General features: G+C 51.7%; 16 protein-coding genes. 7 read left to right on the top strand and 9 right to left on the bottom strand.

The features are described from left to right. The first annotated feature begins 116 nt into the window (after positions 1–116). The 3 genes from BV494_RS17050 (at position 117) to BV494_RS17040 (ending at position 4,943) form a co-directional block, all read left to right on the top strand. Positions 117–1,442, top strand: coding sequence for a PTS sugar transporter subunit IIC (locus tag BV494_RS17050; protein WP_104923926.1), 1,326 nt, complete (start codon positions 117–119; stop codon positions 1,440–1,442). Positions 1,443–1,705: 263 nt separating this feature from the next. Next, a complete protein-coding gene (locus BV494_RS17045) occupies positions 1,706–3,097 on the top strand; it encodes a nucleobase:cation symporter-2 family protein (protein ID WP_104923925.1) in 1,392 nt (463 codons plus the stop codon). 154 nt (positions 3,098–3,251) lie between these two features. Then, on the top strand, positions 3,252–4,943 hold the full coding sequence (locus BV494_RS17040; RefSeq protein ID WP_104923924.1) for an AsmA family protein: 1,692 nt from the start codon (positions 3,252–3,254) through the stop codon (positions 4,941–4,943). A 68-nt stretch (positions 4,944–5,011) separates the two neighbouring features. Here BV494_RS17040 and fabY read toward each other — a convergent pair whose 3' ends face one another. The 5 genes from fabY to typA all read right to left on the bottom strand — a co-directional run bounded on the left by fabY (position 5,012) and on the right by typA (position 9,889). Beyond that, positions 5,012–5,944: a fatty acid biosynthesis protein FabY gene (gene fabY / locus BV494_RS17035; RefSeq protein WP_104923923.1), complete on the bottom strand. Its 933-nt coding sequence runs from the start codon at positions 5,942–5,944 to the stop codon at positions 5,012–5,014. Positions 5,945–5,977: 33 nt separating this feature from the next. Further along, on the bottom strand, positions 5,978–6,415 hold the full coding sequence (gene dtd / locus BV494_RS17030) for a D-aminoacyl-tRNA deacylase (protein WP_104923922.1): 438 nt from the start codon (positions 6,413–6,415) through the stop codon (positions 5,978–5,980). Between the two features lie 9 nt (positions 6,416–6,424). Continuing rightward, complete coding sequence (locus BV494_RS17025) at positions 6,425–7,303, bottom strand: virulence factor BrkB family protein (RefSeq protein ID WP_104923921.1); 879 nt, start codon at positions 7,301–7,303, stop codon at positions 6,425–6,427. 11 nt (positions 7,304–7,314) lie between these two features. After that, positions 7,315–7,902 (bottom strand): glucose-1-phosphatase, encoded by a 588-nt coding sequence (yihX, locus tag BV494_RS17020; protein WP_104923920.1) that lies wholly within the window; start codon positions 7,900–7,902, stop codon positions 7,315–7,317. Between the two features lie 163 nt (positions 7,903–8,065). Continuing rightward, complete coding sequence (typA, locus tag BV494_RS17015; RefSeq protein ID WP_104923919.1) at positions 8,066–9,889, bottom strand: ribosome-dependent GTPase TypA; 1,824 nt, start codon at positions 9,887–9,889, stop codon at positions 8,066–8,068. Positions 9,890–10,362: 473 nt separating this feature from the next. Here typA and glnA point away from each other — a divergent pair, with 473 nt between their 5' ends. The 3 genes from glnA to glnG all read left to right on the top strand — a co-directional run bounded on the left by glnA (position 10,363) and on the right by glnG (position 14,495). Continuing rightward, a complete protein-coding gene (glnA, locus tag BV494_RS17010) occupies positions 10,363–11,772 on the top strand; it encodes a glutamate--ammonia ligase (RefSeq protein WP_101079951.1) in 1,410 nt (469 codons plus the stop codon). Between the two features lie 253 nt (positions 11,773–12,025). Then, a complete protein-coding gene (glnL, locus tag BV494_RS17005; protein ID WP_104923918.1) occupies positions 12,026–13,075 on the top strand; it encodes a nitrogen regulation protein NR(II) in 1,050 nt (349 codons plus the stop codon). Between the two features lie 7 nt (positions 13,076–13,082). Beyond that, positions 13,083–14,495 (top strand): nitrogen regulation protein NR(I), encoded by a 1,413-nt coding sequence (gene glnG / locus BV494_RS17000; protein WP_104923917.1) that lies wholly within the window; start codon positions 13,083–13,085, stop codon positions 14,493–14,495. Positions 14,496–14,555: 60 nt separating this feature from the next. Here the strand turns inward: glnG and hemN are convergent, their stop codons facing one another. Continuing rightward, the gene (gene hemN / locus BV494_RS16995; RefSeq protein WP_104923916.1) at positions 14,556–15,929 is read right to left on the bottom strand and encodes an oxygen-independent coproporphyrinogen III oxidase; all 1,374 of its coding nucleotides are present in this window, start codon (positions 15,927–15,929) and stop codon (positions 14,556–14,558) included. 188 nt (positions 15,930–16,117) lie between these two features. Beyond that, positions 16,118–16,675: a Der GTPase-activating protein YihI gene (gene yihI / locus BV494_RS16985; RefSeq protein WP_104923914.1), complete on the bottom strand. Its 558-nt coding sequence runs from the start codon at positions 16,673–16,675 to the stop codon at positions 16,118–16,120. A 579-nt stretch (positions 16,676–17,254) separates the two neighbouring features. Here yihI and yihA point away from each other — a divergent pair. Beyond that, complete coding sequence (gene yihA / locus BV494_RS16980; protein WP_104923913.1) at positions 17,255–17,899, top strand: ribosome biogenesis GTP-binding protein YihA/YsxC; 645 nt, start codon at positions 17,255–17,257, stop codon at positions 17,897–17,899. A gap of 165 nt (positions 17,900–18,064) precedes the next feature. Here the strand turns inward: yihA and spfP are convergent, their stop codons facing one another. Both spfP and polA read right to left on the bottom strand, forming a co-directional pair. Then, positions 18,065–18,112, bottom strand: a complete 48-nt coding sequence (gene spfP / locus BV494_RS26440) for a small protein SpfP (protein WP_071892919.1) — start codon at positions 18,110–18,112, stop codon at positions 18,065–18,067. A 180-nt stretch (positions 18,113–18,292) separates the two neighbouring features. After that, positions 18,293–21,097, bottom strand: a complete 2,805-nt coding sequence (gene polA / locus BV494_RS16975) for a DNA polymerase I (protein ID WP_104923912.1) — start codon at positions 21,095–21,097, stop codon at positions 18,293–18,295. Between the last annotated feature and the right edge of the window lie 73 nt (positions 21,098–21,170).

The following is a 21,170-nucleotide window of genomic DNA, read 5'->3' as shown; positions in this document are numbered from 1 at the left end:
TTTGATGACCTTCACAGACTGGGATAAAGTCGGTAACCGGTTTCATACCCCGCCACTACACTGATGATAATTAAGGCAAGCCTGTCAGTTCCCCTCACTATAAGGCCAATATCATCATGAGTATCAGCCAATCCCTCTTTGATTTTATAGAGCAGAAAATCAGCCCGTTTGCGGCCCGATTATCTTCGCAGCGCCATGTCATGGCGGTGCGTGACGGGTTTATTTCAGCAATGCCATTTATGATTGTGGGTTCATTTCTACTGGTTTTCGTCCACCCGCCATTCTCTCCTGAATCCTCATGGGGATTTGCACGAAGCTGGCTTGAACTGTCGGCAAAATATGAAGTGCAGATTCTGACGCCGTTCAATATGACGATGGGGATTATGTCGATCTACATCGCCGCGGCGATTGCCTACAACCTGGCGCGAAGCTACAAGCTTGACCCGTTTATGACCGCGATGTTGTCGCTGATGTCTTTTCTGCTGGTGGCCGCGCCTCAGATTGATGAAAAAATGTCGACGGCCGCGCTGGGCGGCGTGGGGATTTTCACCGCCATTCTGGTGGCGATTTATGTGACCGAACTGACGCGGTTGCTGAAAAAATACAACATTGGCATCCGGCTTCCCGAGCAGGTGCCTTCCAATATTAAGCATTCTTTCGATCTGCTGATCCCAATTATTGCCGTGGTCATTACGCTGTTCCCGCTGAGTTTACTGGTGCAATCGGGCTTCGAGATGCTGTTGCCTCAGGCGATTATGGCACTGTTCGAGCCGTTGATTTCCGCTGCTGACTCCCTGCCTGCCGTCCTTCTGGCGGTGCTGATTTGCCATCTGCTGTGGTTCGCCGGTATTCATGGTTCGGCTATCGTTTCGGGGATGTTGCAGGCTTTCTGGCTGACCAATCTGGGGCTGAACCAGACCGATCTCGCCGCAGGTTTGCCGATGACGCACATCATGACCGAAGCATTCTGGAACTTCCTGATCGTGATCGGCGGATCCGGTGCCACCATCGGGCTGGTCTTGCTGTTTTGCCGCAGCAAATCGGCGCATCTGCGCACCATGGGAAAACTCAGTCTGGTGCCGAGTTGTTTTAACATCAATGAGCCGGTGATTTTTGGTACGCCGATCGTCATGAATCCGGTATTTTTCATTCCGTTCCTTCTCGCACCAATGGTTAACGCCGTGATCGCCTACTGCGCAGTATCGACAAACTTTCTTCCGCATATGATTTCGCTGGTTCCCTGGACATCTCCGGCACCGATTGGCGCAGCATGGGCGATGGGCTGGGATTTCAAAGTCTCGATTCTGGTGATCATGCTGATGCTGCTCTCGATGGTGATTTACTATCCGTTCTTCAAGGTTTACGAAAAGCAGTTACTGACGCAGGAAAAAGCAGCTGAAGCGGAAGTTGTGTTTACAGAAAATGCAGACGCGACTCAGTAAGCGATAAGTGAAGAAACAGACACGTAAAACAGGCACCGTGCATTCATTCCGGTGCCTGTATCCATTCAGAAACCCGGCGTACGCACCCGATTTTTCGTCTGAAACTGACTAACACTTCCACCGAAAACCCTCGCCCGGATAAACAGTTCATAAAAGAATTTTTAACGAAGATTTCACAGTTTACATTGTCGTTAGCAAACGTTTGCTTTTGTCGCGTATTTCAATAAAAATGCCCGCTTTGCCGCTTATTGGAATGCCATAACATGAGTTCGCAAACCTCAGAACAAGACTCGCAACAACCCGACCTTTCCCGCCAGCCAAAAAGTGAACTGATTTACCGGCTCGAAGACCGCCCGCCGATACCTCAGACTCTCTTTGCCGCCTGTCAGCACTTACTGGCGATGTTTGTCGCGGTGATCACCCCCGCATTACTGATTTGTCAGGCGCTCGGTTTACCTGCGCAGGACACCCAGCACATTATCAGCATGTCGCTGTTCGCTTCGGGTCTGGCTTCCATTCTGCAAATTAAAACCTGGGGTCCCGTCGGCTCTGGCCTGCTCTCTATTCAGGGCACCAGCTTTAACTTTGTTTCGCCGTTGATTATGGGCGGTCTGGCGCTGAAAAACGGCGGTGCTGACGTTCCGACAATGATGGCCGCGCTGTTCGGCACATTGATGCTGGCTTCCTGCACCGAAATCGTTCTGTCACGTTTCCTGCACCTTGCACGCCGCGTCATTACCCCGCTGGTTTCCGGCATTGTTGTGATGATTATCGGTCTTTCTCTGATTCAGGTCGGGCTGACCTCAATTGGTGGCGGCTATGCGGCGATGAGCAATCATACGTTCGGCGCGCCTAAAAACCTGATTCTGGCGGCGGTTGTTCTGGTGGTCATCATTCTGCTCAACCGCCAGCGTAATCCGTATATGCGCGTCGCGTCGCTGGTTATCGCCATGGCGGTAGGGTATCTGGCGGCATGGATGATGGGCATGTTGCCTGAAGTAGCGCCAGCCGCGCAGAGCAGCTGGATTACGTTGCCAACGCCGTTGTATTACGGGCTCGGCTTTGACTGGAATCTGCTGATCCCGCTGATGCTTATCTTTATGGTGACATCGCTGGAAACTATCGGCGATATCACCGCGACGTCTGACGTTTCCGAGCAACCGGTCAGTGGCCCGCTGTACATGAAGCGCATCAAAGGCGGCGTGCTGGCTAACGGCCTGAACTCGATGCTGTCAGCCGTATTCAATACCTTCCCGAACTCCTGTTTTGGCCAGAACAACGGCGTAATTCAGCTCACCGGCGTGGCCAGCCGTTATGTCGGTTTCGTGGTTTCGCTGATGCTGATCGTGTTGGGGCTTTTCCCGGCAGTCGCCGGATTTGTGCAGCACATTCCAGAACCTGTTTTAGGCGGCGCGACCATCGTGATGTTCGGTACGATTGCGGCTTCCGGTGTCCGTATTGTTTCCCGCGAGCGCCTGAACCGCCGCGCAATTATGATCATGGCGCTTTCTCTGGCCGTCGGCATGGGCGTTTCCCAGCAGCCGCTGATCCTGCAATTCGCGCCTGACTGGATAAAAACGCTGCTGTCTTCCGGGATTGCGGCTGGCGGTATTACCGCCATTGTTCTGAATCTGGTTTTCCCTCACGAAAAGTGATCACGGGATGTAATCCGCGTGTAACAGCGGCAGCGGGTCTGGAACCCCTGCCGCTTTTTATTGTCTCCCTTCTGCTAACCTGTTGAGAAAAGTCGCTGTTTGCGGCATAAACAAAGAATCTTTTTTCCTTTTTCCCGTTACAGGGCTCCAGACGATGAGATTTATCGGTAAAATTTTGCTGACGTTCGCCTTACTTCTGGTGCTGGCGATCGTGCTGGTCTACGTCCTATTACAAACCCGCTGGGCTGCCAGCTGGGTCAGCCGCTGGATAAGCGATAACAGCGAATACCGGCTTTCGGTAGAAAAGCTGGATCATAACTGGTCAACGCCTGGCCGCGTCACGCTGACGAATGTCATTTTCGGGCAAAAAAATCAGCCTGAAATCCTGAATGCCGGAGAAGTCGATCTCGATTTGAGCTGGCGTCAGATTACTGACCCTTACTTTTTCGATCACGTCGTTCTGGTCAATGGCCGCCTGAATGCAAACCCTTCCGCCATCAAGCTGCCTTTCCAGGCCAATACGCTGCAACTGAGCAAGATGGCGCTGACCGGGAATACCGCCGGCCTTGATATCCAGGGACAGCAAATCAACGCAGGTATTTCTCCGTGGCAGCCGAAACCGAATCAGCTTTTAGGTGATAAAGCTGATTTCCAGCTGAGCGCATCGAGCCTGACCGTGAACGGACTTCCCGCTGAAAACGTGCTGATTCAGGGCAACATCAACAATAAGACTCTGACACTGAGTAATTTTGGCGGCGATCTGGCACGCGGACAACTGACCGGTAAAGCGATGCAGGCCGCCGACGGTAGCTGGAATATCGAGAATCTGCGTCTGAGCAATGTTCGTCTGCAAACATCAAAAACGCTTTCGGCATTCTTTGATGATTTCCAGACATTGCCCAAAGTCACTATTCAACGTCTTGATCTGATTGATGCCCGTTTGCAGGGAACAGACTGGGCTTTCAGTGATGTCGACCTTTCGGTACAAGATCTGACGCTGGAAAAAGGCGACTGGCAAAGCGATGACGGGGAAATTACGCTGAACGCGACGGACATGATTGACGGGAATCTGCATATTCAGGATCCGATCATCAACCTCGACCTTTCCCCGCAGGGGATTTCCATTAAGCAGGCCACCGCACGCTGGGAGCGTAGCTTGCTGAGAACCACCGGGAACTGGCTGCGCGCAAACAAACGCCTGCAACTGGATGAGCTTTCTGTTGCCGGGCTGGAATATACGCTGCCACAGAACTGGAAACAGCTTTGGCTTCAGGCGTTGCCGGCTTCTCTTTCCGAGATCTCCGTCAGCCGGTTCATCGCTAACCGCAACCTGATTATCGATATCAACCCGCAGTTCCCGTTCCAGATCACAGCGCTTGATGGTTTGGGCAGTAATTTGTTGCTGGCGCGCGACCATCAGTGGGGAGTCTGGGGCGGTAAACTGAATCTCAACGCCAGTGAAGCCACGTTCAATCGCAATGATGTTCGCCGCCCTTCCATAACGCTGGACGCGAACGACAGCCAGGTGAATATTTCCGAGCTGAGCGCCTTCACCAAAGAAGGTTTACTGGAGGCAACGGCCACGGTAGACCAGCAGCCACAGCGTCATTTCACCGTGAAACTGAACGGTCGTGCGGTACCCGCCAACGAGCTGGAAAACTGGGGATGGCCGCATCTGGCGCTGGAAGGTAATGCCAATATGCAGCTCAATTTACAGGGACAGATGCCCGCCAACGTCGATTATAAACCGACGCTCAGAGGCAGTTTGCAGGTCACTGGCAGCAACGGGCAGATTGTGAATCAGCAGATAGTTAACGGGCTGGTCTCAGGCGCTGCACCGCAATAATCAATTTCGCTTCTGAACGACAAAAGGCACCGTTTGCGCGGTGCCTTTTGGTTTTCACGGGAAGCGAATCAGTTGATTTCAGGTTCCAGCGGGGCGCCGGGCGCCGCCGGGAGAACCAGATAAGTGCCTTCAAACACGGCGCCGTCAGTTTCGTCGCCGTATAAATTCACTTCAAGCTGCACCCGCGCCTTACGTCCGCGAGCGAGCCGGTCAAGGTCACCCCGGACAGAGCCCAAATCGGCGATGGCACGCGGTCTGCCGGTCACCGGCGTGCTGTAGCGGATGTGGGCATCGGCCAGCACGATCGTGCCGCCCAGATGGCGCTCACGCAGCAATAACCAGATGAGTCCCCAGCCGGTCAGCGTGGCCAGCGAGAACAAACTGCCCGCGAACAACGTGTGATGAGGATTCTGATTGCCCGTTTCCGGCATCGTGGTCACGAATCGCTGCCCGGTGTACTGGCTGATGCGTACCCCCATTTTTTCACTCAACGGGATATGATCGTACCAGGCCTGCTGCAACTGACCGCACCAGTCGGGGCGGTGCAAAATATCGTCCAGCGTTTCGACCGGTTTAATCATCAGGAAATGGCGAACCGGCGTCGTTTGCGGCGTGGTGATTTCACCCTGATTCACAAAACCCAGCTTGGCAAAGAATTCCACGGCATCTTCACGCGCGCTACACACCACACGCTTCACGCCTTCCTGCCGCGCGACAGACTCCAGCGTCATCGCCACCAGCGTCCCCAGCCCTTTGTCCTGCACATTCGTATCAACGGCCAGAAATCGGATTGAAGCCTCGTTATCGGCATTGATATATAAACGGCCAACCGCAACCGGATCGCCGTTTTCATCCACAACCATCTGGTGATGCGCAATCGAATCGTAGGCATCACGTTCTGAACCTTCCGGCTGATGCAACGGCTTGCGCAGCATTTCCCAGCGGAATCGGTAATAGGCGGCCAGCTCTTTTTCGGTCGTCGGTACTCTCAGGTGATACATAGATGCTTTCTCTCCGGCGTTATGCCTTATCGTTCAGACTTGTAGCCAGAAGGTCACCGGCCCGTCATTCACCAGTGCCACTTTCATATCTGCGGCGAAACGGCCCGTTTCCGTAGCAATGCCGTTTTCACGGCATTGCCCGCAAAAATACTGATACAACCGGTCGGCTTCCTGCGGCTCTGCACCCTGAGAAAAGCCCGGACGCATGCCCTTTTGGGTGTCCGCCGCCAGCGTAAACTGCGAAACTACCAGCAAACTGCCGCCAGCCTGCCGGACGTTCAGGTTCATTTTGTCATTCTCGTCACCGAATATCCGGTACCCGATCACCCGTTCACAAAGACGTTTGGCCTTTTGTTCGTCATCGCCGCGCTCAACCCCCAGCAAAACCAGTAATCCTGGCCCGATTTCACCACAGACGGTTCCGTCGATGGTCACGCTGGCATTCAATACCCGCTGAATTAACGCAATCATACAAATCCTTCAGACTGATTTTTCTGCTGCTACTTGCTGAGCAGACTGCAATTTTCTCAGGGAGCGAAACTCGCCAAGGGTAACGGTGATTTCCGCACCAAGAAGCACGATACACCAGCTGACATAGACCCAAAGAAATAAAATGGGGATCACCGCCAGTACACCGTAAATCAACTGATAAGACGGAAAAAGCTGAATGTACAGGGCGAAGATTTTTTTACTCAATTCAAATAGTGCACCGGAAACCAGCGCGCCGACCAGCGCATCTTTTGACGGAACCCGGACAGTTGGCACCACCTGATAAAGCAGCCAGAAGGAAACCCAGGAAATCAGCAACGGCAGGATCCGCAGGGAATGGTCAATCACGGAATGTACACCGCTGATGTTCAGCCAGTTCAGCGAGAGAAGATATGAACTGACCGCCACGCTCGCCACCAGCAGGATCGGCCCGAGCGTCAGCACCATCCAGTAAACGGCAAAAGAGAAGACGATCGGGCGTTTGGTTTTACTGTCCCAGATTTTGTTCAGCACGCTGTCAACGGACGCGATCAGCAGCAGCGCGGTGACGATTAATCCACAGGTGCCCACCGCCGTCATTTTGCTGGAGTTGGCGACAAACTGTTCGAGATAACGCTGGATGACGTTGCCGGTTGCCGGCATAAAATTGGAAAAGATGAATGTTTTGAGCTGCGCGCTGATGTCCGAAAACACCGGAAACAGCGCAAATAATGAAAAGACCACCGCAATCAGCGGCACCAGTGACAGCAAAGAGACATAGGCTAAATGGCCTGCAAGAAGCGTCAGGCCATCTTTATCTGAGCGCTTTAAGAGCAGGCGGATAAATTTCCACAATGATTTCGGGTAGTGGCTCAGTGCCCTTTTTTGCATCCTTTCATCCTTCAGGAAAAGTATTTGGGTACGGTTTGATTGTCTTCCACCCATACCGCTTCGATTCCGGCCGCGCGGGCGGCTTCAATATTTTCGACCACATCGTCAAAAAATACCGCCTCGCCTGCACTGAAACCTTCTTTTTCAAGGACGTGCTGGAAAATTTCCGGCTCGGGTTTACGCATACCCAAATTTTGCGAGAGGTACATTGCGTCGGTATTGGCTTCAATTTCGGGATAGTGATGCGGCCAGAAATCCAGATGCAGACGGTTGGTATTCGACAATACGACAACACGATGGCCTTCTTCGCGCAGCTTCTTGAATACCGTGATCACCTCGGGCCGCAGCCCGACGAAGATGGCTTGCCAGCCTGCGCTGAACTGCTCGAAACTGAGCGCAATGCCCATTTCGTGGCATAAGTCGGCGGCAAACTGTTCATCGCTGATTTCGCCACGCTCGTGCTTCTGGAACACCTCACCCATTGAGAATCGTTCAGTCAGCGTGGCCAGCGGCGTACCGCTCAGATGGCTCCACACGCCAAGAACACGTTTGAAATCAATATCAATAATGACGTTTCCCATATCAAAAATGTACAGCATTGCACGCTCCTGATTTCAAAGATGACTTTTAACTTTAGCGGTAAAACGTACAGGTGAACAGTGACAGATGCGTGGGGTTTAGCGCAGGTTTGGAAAAAAAAGATAAAAAAAACAGGATACCAAAGGCATCCTGTTTCTGTGTAACGGCTTGCGTAAAAGAAGATTAACCTTCTTTTGGACCACGCATTGCACGTTTACGATCGTTCTCGGTCAGGTGACGTTTACGAATACGTACAGACGTCGGAGTTACTTCGACCAGTTCGTCATCATCGATGAATTCCAGAGCTTGCTCCAGAGACATTTTGATAGCAGGAACCAGAGTCGTCGCTTCGTCAGTACCGGACGCACGCATGTTGGTCAGTTTCTTACCGGTCAGGCAGTTCACGGTCAGGTCGTTAGAACGTGAGTGAATACCGATGATCTGGCCTTCATACACTTCTGCGCCGTGGCCCAGGAACAATTTACCGCGGTCTTGCAGGCTGAACAGTGCGAACGCAACTGCTTTACCCTGACCGTTGGAAATCAGAACGCCGTTCTGACGCTGACCGATTTCGCCCTGACGGACGTCATCGTAGTGGCTGAACGTGGAGTACAGCAGACCGGTACCTGAAGTCATGGTCATGAATTCAGTACGGAAGCCGATCAGACCACGTGCTGGGATCAGGTAATCAAGACGGATACGACCTTTGCCGTCTGGGATCATGTCTTTGACATCGCCTTTACGCTCACCCATGGCCTGCATTACAGAACCCTGGTGTTGCTCTTCGATATCCAGTGTCACGTTCTCGAATGGCTCTTGCATGCGGCCATCGATTTTACGGTTGATTACTTTAGGACGGGAAACCGCCAGCTCGAAACCTTCGCGACGCATGTTTTCGATCAGAACCGACAGGTGAAGTTCACCACGGCCTGAAACACGGAATGCATCAGCATCTTCAGTTTCTTCAACACGCAATGCAACGTTGTGCACCAGTTCTTTGTTCAGACGGTCAAGGATCTGACGTGAAGTCACATACTTACCTTCTTTACCACAGAACGGAGAGGTGTTAACGCAGAAGTACATGGTAACCGTTGGTTCATCAACGCTCAGCGCTGGCAGTGCTTCAACATTTGTCGGGTCACAGATAGTGTCGGAAATGTTCAGCTCACCCAAACCGGTGATTGCGATGATGTCGCCAGCTTCAGCAACGGTCGCTTCGATACGCTCAAGACCCATGTGAGTCAGAACTTTACCGACTTTACCGTTACGTGTTTTACCTTCGCTGTCGATCACAGTGATCTGTTGGTTAGGTTTAACAGTACCGCGTTTGATACGACCGATGCCGATGACGCCAACATAGTTGTTGTAGTCCAGCTGAGAGATTTGCATCTGGAAAGGTGCTTCCATCTCAACTTGTGGCGGAGATACGTGGTCAACAATTGCCTGGTACAGCGGGGTCATGTCTTCGGCCATATCGTTATGGTCGTTACCCGCAATACCCAGCAGTGCAGATGCATAGATAATTGGGAAATCGAGTTGCTCGTCAGTGGCGTCCAAGTTTACGAACAGGTCGAAGACCTGATCAACAACCCAGTCAGGACGCGCGCCAGGGCGGTCAACTTTGTTGATTACCACGATCGGCTTCAGACCATTAGCGAATGCTTTTTTGGTCACGAAACGGGTTTGCGGCATTGGGCCATCCATTGCATCCACTACCAGCAGCACCGAGTCGACCATTGACATCACGCGCTCAACCTCACCGCCGAAGTCGGCGTGTCCTGGGGTATCCACGATGTTGATGCGGTAGTCTTTCCAGTTAATGGCGGTGTTTTTTGCGAGGATGGTAATCCCACGCTCTTTCTCCAAATCGTTGGAGTCCATTACGCGTTCGGTGGCTTCTACACGTTCTCCGAAAGTACCGGATTGTTGCAGCAGCTTGTCGACCAGGGTGGTTTTACCATGGTCAACGTGGGCAATAATGGCGATGTTACGCAAATTTTCGATCACAGCTTTGCCTCAGGCATTAGAAATAGCGCGCTATTGTACACGTATTAAGCGAGGTTCTAAACAAGATCACAAGGATCTTGATGAAACAACTTGTGGATGGCTACTTTGTGATCCCTTTCACGGTGCAAAAGAACCACTGAACCATTATGACGCACCTTTTTGGTGCCTTGCATCTCACGATTAGCACCATTGTAGTGCATAAATTCCGTTATGGTGCATACTTATTGAGTGCAAAAGCCCTGTAAAATGGCGTTGTTTGCATTTTCTCAAAGTTGGCACAGTTTTCGCTAATACTTTTTAGAGTAAAAGTTTTTTAGGGTAAAAAGTTTTTACAGGGTGAAAAAGAGTCTGACCAGTCAAATGATAGTGCTGTTTAGGCCACACGCCAGTTCAAGTAAAGCTGTTATTTCCAACTAAAGACCAAAAATGGTTATTCGTTCCACGACGATAATGAGAAATTCGGGAGAACTAGTATGTCCGCTGAACACGTTTTGACGATGCTGAATGAGCATGAAGTGAAATTCGTAGATTTGCGTTTCACTGACACCAAGGGTAAAGAACAGCACGTCACCATTCCAGCGCATCAGGTAAGCGCTGACTTCTTCGAAGAAGGCAAAATGTTTGATGGTTCATCCATCGGTGGCTGGAAAGGCATTAACGAATCAGACATGGTTCTGATGCCAGATGCGAGCACTGCTGTTCTTGATCCATTCTACGAAGAAACCACGCTGATCATTCGCTGCGATATCCTTGAGCCAACCACTCTGCAAGGTTATGACCGCGACCCACGCTCTACCGCAAAACGTGCAGAAGACTTCCTGCGCTCTTCCGGTATCGCGGACACTGTCCTGTTCGGGCCAGAACCAGAATTCTTCCTGTTTGATGATGTGCGTTTCGGCAGTAGCATCTCCGGTTCCCACGTTGCTATCGATGATATCGAAGGCGCATGGAACTCAAGCACCAAATACGAAGGCGGCAACAAAGGCCACCGTCCTGCAGTTAAAGGCGGTTACTTCCCGGTTCCTCCGGTCGACTCCTCCCAGGATCTGCGTTCTACCATGTGTCTGACCATGGAAGAAATGGGTCTGGTTGTTGAAGCTCACCACCACGAAGTCGCCACTGCTGGCCAGAACGAAGTGGCAACCCGCTTCAACACGCTGACCAAAAAAGCTGACGAAATCCAAATCTACAAATACGTGGTTCACAACGTGGCTCACGCATTTGGCAAAACTGCGACCTTCATGCCTAAACCAATGTTTGGCGATAACGGTTCCGGTATGCACTGCCACATGTCCCTGTCCAAGAACGGCAACAACCTGTTCTCTGGCGACAAGTACGGCGGCCTGTCTGAAATGGCACTGTTCTACATCGGCGGTATCATCAAACACGCTAAAGCCATCAACGCCTACGCTAACCCGACAACCAACTCCTACAAGCGTTTGGTTCCAGGCTACGAAGCACCCGTAATGCTGGCGTATTCTGCGCGTAACCGTTCTGCGTCTATCCGTATTCCACACGTATCCAGCCCTAAAGCAATGCGTATCGAAGCACGCTTCCCTGATCCAGCGGCTAACCCATACCTGGCGTTTGCTGCACTGATGATGGCCGGCCTGGACGGTATCATCAATAAGATCCACCCTGGCGACGCGATGGATAAAAACCTGTATGACCTGCCACCGGAAGAAGAAGCAGAAATTCCAAAAGTTGCAGGTTCACTGGAAGAAGCACTGAACGCACTGAACGAAGACCGCGAGTTCCTGACCCGTGGCGGCGTGTTCACTGATGACGCTATCGATGCTTATATCGGTCTGCGTAAAGAAGAAATGGACCGTGTGCGTATGACTCCACACCCGGTTGAGTTCGAACTGTACTACAGCGTTTAATTTCTGATTAAACCCTGAACTCAGCGCCTGCCATTTGTCTGGCGCTGAGCGTAATACCCGACTGAAGGCCTGGTGGTAAGAAAGCCTTCAGCGTCAGAATCAAGTAAGACGATTTTATTTGTTGCCGTGGAAACTTTCAGCCCATCTCCGGATGGGCTTTTTTCTCCACACTCTTTCCTGCTTAACCCCTCTGGCCCGTGATTTCGCCGGGTAGCGAGATAAAATGCACCCATCAGGTGCGGGAGACTGCGGTATGGCAACTGGCAAGCTGCCCGATGCTGGGCAGATCCTGAATTCCTTAATCAACAGCATTCTGTTGTTGGACGACGATTTGGCTGTGCATTATGCCAATCCGGCCGCTCAGCAGTTACTGGCGCAAAGTTCCCGCAAACTCTTTGGCACCCCTTTGCCGGAACTGGTGGGATATTTTTCGCTCAACATCGAATTAATGCGTGAAAGTCTGACCGCCGGACAGGGCTTTACAGACAGCGAAGTGACCTTAGTTGTGGATGGCCGTGCGCATGTGCTTTCACTGACCGCGCAGATGCTGCCCGAAGGTTTCATTCTGGTCGAACTCGCGCCGATGGATAACCAGCGACGTCTGAGCCAGGAACAACTGCAGCATGCTCAACAGGTTGCCGCGCGTGATTTGATCCGCGGCCTCGCCCATGAAATTAAAAACCCGCTCGGCGGGCTGCGCGGTGCTGCCCAGTTGTTATCCCGAGCGTTGCCCGACCCGGCTCTGCTGGAATACACCAAAGTCATTATCGAGCAGGCTGATCGTCTGCGTAATCTGGTTGATCGCCTGCTGGGGCCACAACGCCCTAGCCAGCACGTCACACAAAGTATTCATCAGGTTGCCGAACGCGTTTGCCAGCTGGTATCGATGGAAAAGCCGGATAACGTGCAATTGGTGCGGGACTATGACCCGAGCCTGCCGGAGCTGGCGCACGATCCGGATCAGATAGAACAGATTTTGTTAAACATCACCCGTAACGCATTGCAGGCGCTCGGGGAAGAAGGCGGCACAATTACGTTGCGCACGCGCACTGCTTTCCAGATTACGTTACACGGCGTGCGTTATCGCCTGGTGGCCCGTATCGATATTGAAGATGACGGCCCCGGCGTACCGGCGCATTTGCAGGACACCCTTTTTTACCCCATGGTCAGTGGCCGCGAAGGGGGCACCGGTTTGGGCCTGTCCATCGCACGCAGTTTGATTGATCAGCATTCGGGTAAAGTTGAATTTAACAGTTGGCCAGGACACACCGAATTCTCGGTTTTCCTGCCTATTCGCCAGTGAGGTTATTATGCAACGAGGGATAGTCTGGATCGTCGATGACGATAGCTCCATCCGCTGGGTACTTGAACGCGCGCTCACTGGAGCCGGTTTAACCTGCACCACGTTTGACAGCGGCAATGAAGTGCTTGATGCCATTGCGACTCAAACCCCTGACGTTTTGTTATCAGATATCCGTATGCCCGGCATGGACGGTTTAGCGCTGTTAAAACAGATTAAACAACGCCATCCGATGCTTCCGGTCATCATAATGACAGCGCATTCCGATCTGGATGCGGCGGTCAGCGCCTATCAGCAAGGTGCATTTGATTATCTGCCAAAACCGTTCGACATCGACGAAGCGGTTGCGCTGGTCGAACGTGCGATCAGTCATTATCAGGAACAACAGCAACCGGCACGCACCCAGCCGGCCAGCGGCCCGACGGCAGATATTATTGGTGAAGCGCCAGCAATGCAGGATGTTTTCCGCATTATTGGCCGGTTATCGCGTTCTTCAATCAGCGTGCTGATTAACGGGGAATCCGGTACCGGTAAAGAGCTGGTCGCCCATGCCTTACACCGACACAGCCCGCGCGCCAAAGCGCCGTTTATCGCGCTGAATATGGCGGCGATCCCGAAAGACCTGATTGAGTCCGAATTATTCGGACACGAGAAAGGCGCATTTACCGGGGCGAATACCATCCGCCAGGGACGTTTTGAGCAGGCCGATAACGGCACGCTGTTCCTCGATGAGATCGGTGATATGCCGCTTGATGTTCAAACCCGCCTGCTGCGCGTGCTGGCTGACGGGCAGTTCTATCGGGTTGGCGGCTACGCACCGGTGAAAGTGGATGTCCGTATCATTGCGGCCACCCACCAGAATCTGGAGTTACGCGTTCAGGAAGGCAAATTCCGTGAGGATTTATTCCATCGTCTGAACGTAATCCGCGTCCACCTGCCTCCGCTGCGTGAACGTCGTGAAGATATTCCGCGTCTGGCACGTTATTTCCTGCAAGTTGCGGCGAAAGAGCTGGGTGTGGAAGCCAAAAATCTTCATCCTGAAACCGAAACGGCGCTGACGCGTCTGCCGTGGCAAGGCAACGTGCGCCAGTTGGAAAACACCTGCCGCTGGTTAACCGTTATGGCCGCCGGTCAGGAAGTGTTAATTCAGGATTTACCGAGCGAACTGTTTGAAACGACAGCACCGGAAACGGGCGGTCAAAGCCTTCCGGACAGCTGGGCAACGCTGCTGGCACAATGGGCCGATCGCGCCCTGCGTTCCGGTCATCAAAATCTGTTGTCAGAAGCACAGCCGGAAATGGAGCGCACGCTGCTGACCACGGCTCTTCGTCATACTCAGGGACACAAACAGGAAGCAGCACGTTTATTGGGCTGGGGGCGAAATACCCTGACCCGTAAACTGAAAGAACTCGGCATGGAATAACGCCATTGCCTGAAAGCAAAACAGCCGCATCTGCGGCTGTTTTTGTTGGCGCAGAGTGCGTCAGATAACGCGGGAGAATTGCTGCTGGCGAACCTGGCGGCGCAGGTAAATATCAAAGCACATGCAGATGTTGCGGATCAGCAGACGGCCTCTCGGCGTAACCTGAATGTGATTATCGCTGACGTCCACCAGACCGTCTTTGGCCAGCGGTTCCAGTAACGCCAAATCATCGGCAAAGTAATCTGCAAACTGAACCCCGTGGTGTTTTTCGATATCGGCAAAATTCAGCTCAAAATGACAGATCAGCGCTTTAATAACGTCACGGCGCAAACAATCGTCATCGGTCATTTCCAGACCCCGCCACAGCGCATTCCCTTCCGCTTCTACGCGGGCGTAATAAGTTTTCAGGTCTTTTTCGTTCTGAGCATAGGTATCGCCCAGCATGCTGATCGCCGAAACGCCCATGCCTAACAAATCGCTGTCACCTTGCGTGGTGTAGCCCTGGAAGTTGCGATGCAATTTACCTTCGCGCTGCGCCACGGCCAGTTCATCATCCGGGCGGGCAAAGTGATCCATCCCAATAAAGCGGTATCCGGAATCCGTTAGCGAAGCGATGGTTTCCTGCAGAATTTTCAGTTTTTCTTCGGCACCGGGTAAATCAGCGTCTTTGATTTTGCGCTGAGCGGCGAACAGCTTCGGCATATGCGCATAATTGAAAACACTCAGACGGTCGGGACTCAGCTGCGCCACGCGTTTCAGCGTATACGCAAAGCTTTCCGCAGTTTGTTTCGGCAGGCCGTAAATGAGATCAATATTGGTGGAGTTGAAACCCAGCGCACGCGCACGTTCAATCAACGCAAAAATGAAGTCTTCGTCCTGTTCGCGGTTCACCAGACGTTGGACTTCTTTATTGAAATCCTGCACGCCCATGCTCAGGCGATTAAAACCTTCGCTGCGCAGATGGTCGAGAACATCCAGCTCTATTTCACGCGGATCGATTTCCAGCGACATCTCTGCATCAGGCAGGATATCGAAATGTGCCCTCAGAAGGCCCATCAGGCGGCTTATCTGGGCTTTGTTCAGGTAAGTCGGCGTACCACCGCCCCAGTGCAGTTGGGTGACCTGACGGCCTTTAAAGAGCGGCGCACGGTGACTTATCTCTTTTCCGAGGACGTTCAGGTATTCTTCGGCTTTATGCTGCTGACGGGTCACCAGTTTATTGCAGCCGCAGAAGTAGCAGAGCTTATGGCAGAAAGGGATGTGCACATACAGCGAGAGGGAACGCTCAGGATAACGCACAGCCGCTTTTTCAAAGGCCGCGTCATCGTAGCTTTCGCTGAATTCAAGTGCTGTTGGGTAGGATGTGTAACGTGGCCCCGAATAATTGTACTTCTGGATCAGCGCTAAATCCCAGACGGTTGTCTGTTCTGACATGGGATGACTTACTCCTTCCGGCGTCGGTTGCTGCCGGTTCGCCTTACAGGCAGGCTTTGGGCCTGCCGTGCAAAGGTCGCTCTGCGCAAACGTGCTTTGGTTTTCGATAACCGCCGTAGTTTACCGAATAACCAAAGCAGATAACATGCAAAGAGTAAGGCTATTGCCGGGATGACCCAGCGCATGGCTTAGAAACCGTCTTTTGGATTTCCGCGCTTAAGCAACTGCATCATGTCTTCGTTCTTTTCTTCTTCTTCTTCGTCATCTTCATCGTCGCCGAGCTCAATGCCGAGGATTTCCATCAGAACATCAATGCGATCCAGCGTCTGATCAACGTAAGCCTGATCTTCTGCGCTCAGTGCTTTGCCGTCATCGATAAGGTCCAGCAGTGAATCCAGACGCTCATCATTTTCCAGCAGCGTCAGTTCTTCTTGCGGTGACATTTTTGGTTTTGCATCTTGCTTCGGCTGAGCCGCTTTTTTAGCTTTCGCCGCATTGTTGGTGACAGTTTCAATAATCAAAGGCACGGCTTTCTTGCTACCGATGCGCGGATCGGATTTCTTAGCATCAGAACCGCTTTGATTCTGAGCCGCACCCGGATTAGCGCGTGAGCCTGCTTTATGACCACGACGCTTGTTGTCACGCTTGCGTTCGCGCGCTTCGATATCAAGCTCGACACGATTTTTTTTCTTCTTCGTTTTAGTTGTCGCGGTATTGGCACGCGGGGCTTTCGCTGGCTGTTTCATGGCATCTGCTCTTAGGTGTGTACATTTAGTATAGATTTGCGGCGGAATCTAGCAGAAAGCGAACAAAGAAAAAAGGCAGCAAGGTAACCTTGCTGCCTTTTTCTTTCCTTCTTCCGAAGGATATTCATCAAACACTTTCCCTGTATAGCGTCAACGTCCCGGTTTTTCCTTTGCCTTTCAGAGCCTCCGGCCCCGTTCATCCTTAAATCGCAATGCATTTCCTGTGATCCGTGAATGCAGAATTCATCCATGTTTCCCTACTTGCCTTCATCGCGTAAGAATTACTTTACCCGACTGACGCAAAGGCTCAAGATACCCGCCAGCCGCCTCTGAGGTTTCGGAAACACTCAAAATTTATCTTATTGATTATGATAAGAATAAAATGAGACGGCGATAAAACAAGCGAAATAACCCGCATCATGAATAGCAAATGTCTTACATCATGAAGGCAATTTCCCCCGCCTTCATCTCTGTGGTCCCTTCGCCTCATCATTCGGATTTCAAAAACACGAACACATCTCGGCTCTGTTGCAGTTATAATCGCCAGCCAGATACTCATGCCTCACGGAGACGCACGTTTTGACCAGCCAAACATACAACTATCATATGACCCATTTCGTCATGAGCGCCCCGGATATCCGGCACCTGCCAGCTGACGAAGGCATTGAAGTCGCATTTGCTGGTCGTTCAAACGCCGGCAAATCCAGTGCGCTGAATACACTGACGCAACAAAAAAGCCTCGCGCGTACCAGTAAAACGCCGGGGCGTACTCAGCTGATCAACCTGTTCGAAGTCAAACCGGGTATCCGTCTGGTCGACTTGCCGGGTTACGGTTACGCTGAAGTGCCGGAAGAAATGAAACGCAAATGGCAGCGCGCGCTGGGCGAATATCTGCAAATGCGTAACTCGCTGAAAGGTCTGGTTGTGCTGATGGATATTCGTCATCCGCTTAAAGACCTCGACCAACAGATGATTCAGTGGGCTGTCGATGTCGGTACACCGGTCATGCTATTGCTGACTAAAGCCGACAAACTGGCTTCCGGTGCGCGTCAGGCACAGATCAAGATGGTTCGTGAAGCGGTAAAAGAATTCATGGGCGATATTCAGGTAGAAGCGTTCTCTTCACCGAAGAAAATGGGCGTGGATAAACTGAGCGACAAGCTGAACACCTGGTTCAGTGAGATCCCACCGGAAGTACTGGAAGAAGAATTGACCGGCGAATAACGTTACCGGCCATTATGAATGGCCTGTGTAAGTAAAGAACATCATCAGGGTGGCCGGCAGGTCGCCCTTTTTTATGGATAGTTTTTGAGGGAAAACTTTTCGCAACGCCATGAAAAGCACAATAAAAAACGCCCCAGACATAAATGCCTGGGGCGGCTAAAATATTCAGCCAAATCCGATTACGTGAAGTAAAAGGTCTGAAAGATAGAACATCTTACCTCTGTACCCTACGAGAGAAACTTTACCCTATTTCCTGACGGGGAAAAAGAACTTTTTGTAGTTTACTTACACAAAAATCGTGGATTATGCGATCACCTTCAAGGTCTGAGCACATAATCCTGTAGCTTAATTACAAAAAAAGCTTAATTCCTATCCACTTAGTCAAATTATCGCTTAGTGAGCCTGATCCCAGTTTTCACCCGTTCCGACATCCACTTTTAGCGGAACTGCCAGCGTCATACTCGCTTCCATCAGATCGCGAATTTTCTCGCTCGCTGCCGTGACATCATCCTTATGCACCTCAAACACCAGTTCATCGTGTACCTGCATGATGATGCGGGCACGCGGAGCATCCGGTTGTTTCAGCCAGTCAGCGACGCTGATCATGGCGCGTTTGATAATGTCCGCCGCCGTTCCCTGCATCGGGGCGTTGATTGCAGCACGCTCGGCGCCTTTACGACGCATGGCGTTACTGGATTTGATATCCGGCAGGTACAGACGGCGGCCATCAAGCGTTTCAACATAACCCTGCTCAGACGCCTGAGTGCGGGTGCGCTCCATATAGTCAAGTACGCCCGGATAGCGCTCGAAATACAAATCCATGTAACGCTGAGATTCTTTACGGGGAATGTTCAGCTGACGGGACAAACCGAAAGCGCTCATGCCATAAATCAGACCGAAGTTAATTGCTTTTGCGCTGCGACGCTGTTCGCCGGTAACGCTTTCCAGTGGCGTACCGAAGACTTCTGCTGCGGTCGCACGGTGAATATCTTTGCCTTGCGCAAACGCGGTCAGCAGGCCTTCATCTTTGGATAAGTGCGCCATGATGCGCAACTCTATCTGCGAGTAGTCGGCAGCCAGAATGATGTAATCTTTCGGCGCAATAAAAGCCTGCCGAATGCGACGGCCTTCATCATTTCGCACCGGAATATTTTGCAGGTTGGGATCACTGGATGACAGACGACCGGTGGCCGTCACCGCCTGATGATACGAAGTATGAACACGGCCTGACAGCGGGTTTATCATCAAAGGCAGTTTGTCGGTATAAGTTGATTTCAGCTTCGCCAGACCACGATATTCCAAAATCACTTTCGGCAACGGATAGTCCAGGGCCAGTTCCGCCAGAACTTCTTCGTTCGTCGATGGAGCACCGCCCGGCGTTTTCTTCAGAATCGGCAATTTCTGTTTGTCGTACAAAATAGCCTGAAGCTGTTTGGTCGACGAAAGATTGAAAGGTTCTTCCGCCAGCTCATGCGCTTTGTTTTCCAGCTCATTCAGGCGAATTGCCAGCTCTTTCGAATGAGCAGCCAAAATATTCTGGTCAATCAGGACACCGGTGCGTTCGATATGAGACAGGACAGGCACCAGAGGCATTTCAATATCAATGAAGACTTTCTTCAGCGATTCACTTTCCTGAATACGTGGCCAAAGTGCCTGATGCAATTGCAACGTGACGTCGGCATCTTCCGCAGCATACGGCGCGGCTTGTTCCAGAGCGATCTGGTTGAAAGTCAGCTGATTTTTACCTTTCCCTGCGATCTCTTCAAAACCCACAGTTTTATGACCGAGGTAACGATCTGCAAGGCTGTCCATATCATGACGGCCAGATACACTGTCAAGAACGTAAGATTCAAGCATTGTGTCGTACGCGATGCCTTTCATTTCGATGTCGTAGCGCAACAAGATGCCGCGATCGAATTTCAGGTTCTGCCCGACTTTCAGCTGCTTCTCGTCTTCCAGCAACGGTTTGAGTTGCTTAAGAACGTCATCGCGATCAAGTTGTACTGGCGCGTCCAGATAATCGTGAGCAACCGGCAAATAAGCGGCTTTGCCTGCTTCTGTCGCGAAAGACAGGCCAATCAGGTTTGCCGTCAGCGTATCCAGACCATCGGTTTCTGTATCAAAAGCGAAAACGTCAGAAGCTTTCAGATAACCCATCCATTCATCAAGAGTGGCTTGATCCAAAATCGTGACATATCCGTCCTGAGAGAGCTGGTTGCGCTCAAGAGGTTCTGCAGAGGTCACTTCCGTTTCTACTGCATTCTTTTTCGAGGTGGCAGAAGCCTTAACACCAGATTTTTTACCGCTCAGCCAGGTGCCAGCTTCCACATCAGCCAGCCAGCGTTTAAATTCATAACGACCGAAGAGCTGATGAAGTTCATCAGCATCGGGTTCTGAAACGGTCAGTTCTGCACAGGTTAAGTCGAGCTTAACGTCTGTTTTAATGGTTGCCAGCTGATAGGACAGATAAGCGACGTCTTTATTTTCCGCAAGCTTCGCAGCCATGGTTTTCGAACCACGGAAGCTTAATGTCGATACCTTATCAAGGTCTGCATACAACGCATCAAGGCCGCCAATCCCCTGCAACAGGGCTTGCGCTGTTTTCTCTCCGACGCCAGGCACGCCCGGTATGTTATCCGAGGAATCCCCCATCAGAGCCAGGAAATCAATAATCAGTTCAGGTGGCACACCATATTTCTCAACGACTTCTTCTGGCCCAAGAATCGCATTATTCATGGTGTTAATCAGCGTAACGCCCGGCGTCACCAGCTGCGCCATATCTTTATCGCCGGTACTGATAAGAACGGCATGGCCCGCCTTTTCCGCTTCCAGTGCCAGAGTACCGATCACGTCGTCAGCTTCCACGCCGGAAACCACCAGCAGCGGCAACCCCATGGCTTTCACCATTTGGTGCAAAGGCTCAATCTGCGAGCGCAGATCATCAGGCATCGGAGGACGATGGGATTTGTACTGTTCAAAAAGTTCGTCACGGAAGGTTTTGCCTTTCGCGTCGAAAACCACGGCAACATGGCTTGGTGTGTATTGCAGCAATAAACTGCGCAACATATTAAGCACACCGTACATCGCACCTGTTGGCTCGCCCACTGAGTTAGTCAACGGTGGGAACGCGTGATAAGCGCGATAAAGGTAAGACGAACCGTCCACCAGGATTAAGGGGTTTTCTGCTATCTGGGCCATAACTCTTCTTTATTCGTGATCAGACATGCTCTAAGGATGCCATAGCCAGCCGGAAAGACGAACCTCGGGAGGA

Origin of the sequence: Rahnella sikkimica, assembly GCF_002951615.1 — a bacterium.
Classification (GTDB): Bacteria; Pseudomonadota; Gammaproteobacteria; order Enterobacterales; family Enterobacteriaceae; genus Rahnella; species Rahnella sikkimica.
The sequence above is the reverse complement of the archived record's forward strand: the minus strand, read 5'-3'. Positions and strand labels throughout refer to the sequence as shown.

Excerpts from the sequence above, each read along its gene's own strand:
- BV494_RS17050 (WP_104923926.1), top strand. The coding sequence starts at position 117 with ATGAGTATCAGCCAATCCCTCTTTGATTTTATAGAGCAGAAAATCAGC.
- BV494_RS17045 (WP_104923925.1), top strand. The coding sequence starts at position 1,706 with ATGAGTTCGCAAACCTCAGAACAAGACTCGCAACAACCCGACCTTTCC.
- BV494_RS17040 (WP_104923924.1), top strand. The coding sequence starts at position 3,252 with ATGAGATTTATCGGTAAAATTTTGCTGACGTTCGCCTTACTTCTGGTG.
- fabY (WP_104923923.1), bottom strand. The coding sequence starts at position 5,944 with ATGTATCACCTGAGAGTACCGACGACCGAAAAAGAGCTGGCCGCCTAT.
- dtd (WP_104923922.1), bottom strand. The coding sequence starts at position 6,415 with ATGATTGCGTTAATTCAGCGGGTATTGAATGCCAGCGTGACCATCGAC.
- BV494_RS17025 (WP_104923921.1), bottom strand. The coding sequence starts at position 7,303 with ATGCAAAAAAGGGCACTGAGCCACTACCCGAAATCATTGTGGAAATTT.
- yihX (WP_104923920.1), bottom strand. The coding sequence starts at position 7,902 with ATGCTGTACATTTTTGATATGGGAAACGTCATTATTGATATTGATTTC.
- glnA (WP_101079951.1), top strand. The coding sequence starts at position 10,363 with ATGTCCGCTGAACACGTTTTGACGATGCTGAATGAGCATGAAGTGAAA.
- glnL (WP_104923918.1), top strand. The coding sequence starts at position 12,026 with ATGGCAACTGGCAAGCTGCCCGATGCTGGGCAGATCCTGAATTCCTTA.
- glnG (WP_104923917.1), top strand. The coding sequence starts at position 13,083 with ATGCAACGAGGGATAGTCTGGATCGTCGATGACGATAGCTCCATCCGC.
- hemN (WP_104923916.1), bottom strand. The coding sequence starts at position 15,929 with ATGTCAGAACAGACAACCGTCTGGGATTTAGCGCTGATCCAGAAGTAC.
- yihI (WP_104923914.1), bottom strand. The coding sequence starts at position 16,675 with ATGAAACAGCCAGCGAAAGCCCCGCGTGCCAATACCGCGACAACTAAA.
- polA (WP_104923912.1), bottom strand. The coding sequence starts at position 21,097 with ATGGCCCAGATAGCAGAAAACCCCTTAATCCTGGTGGACGGTTCGTCT.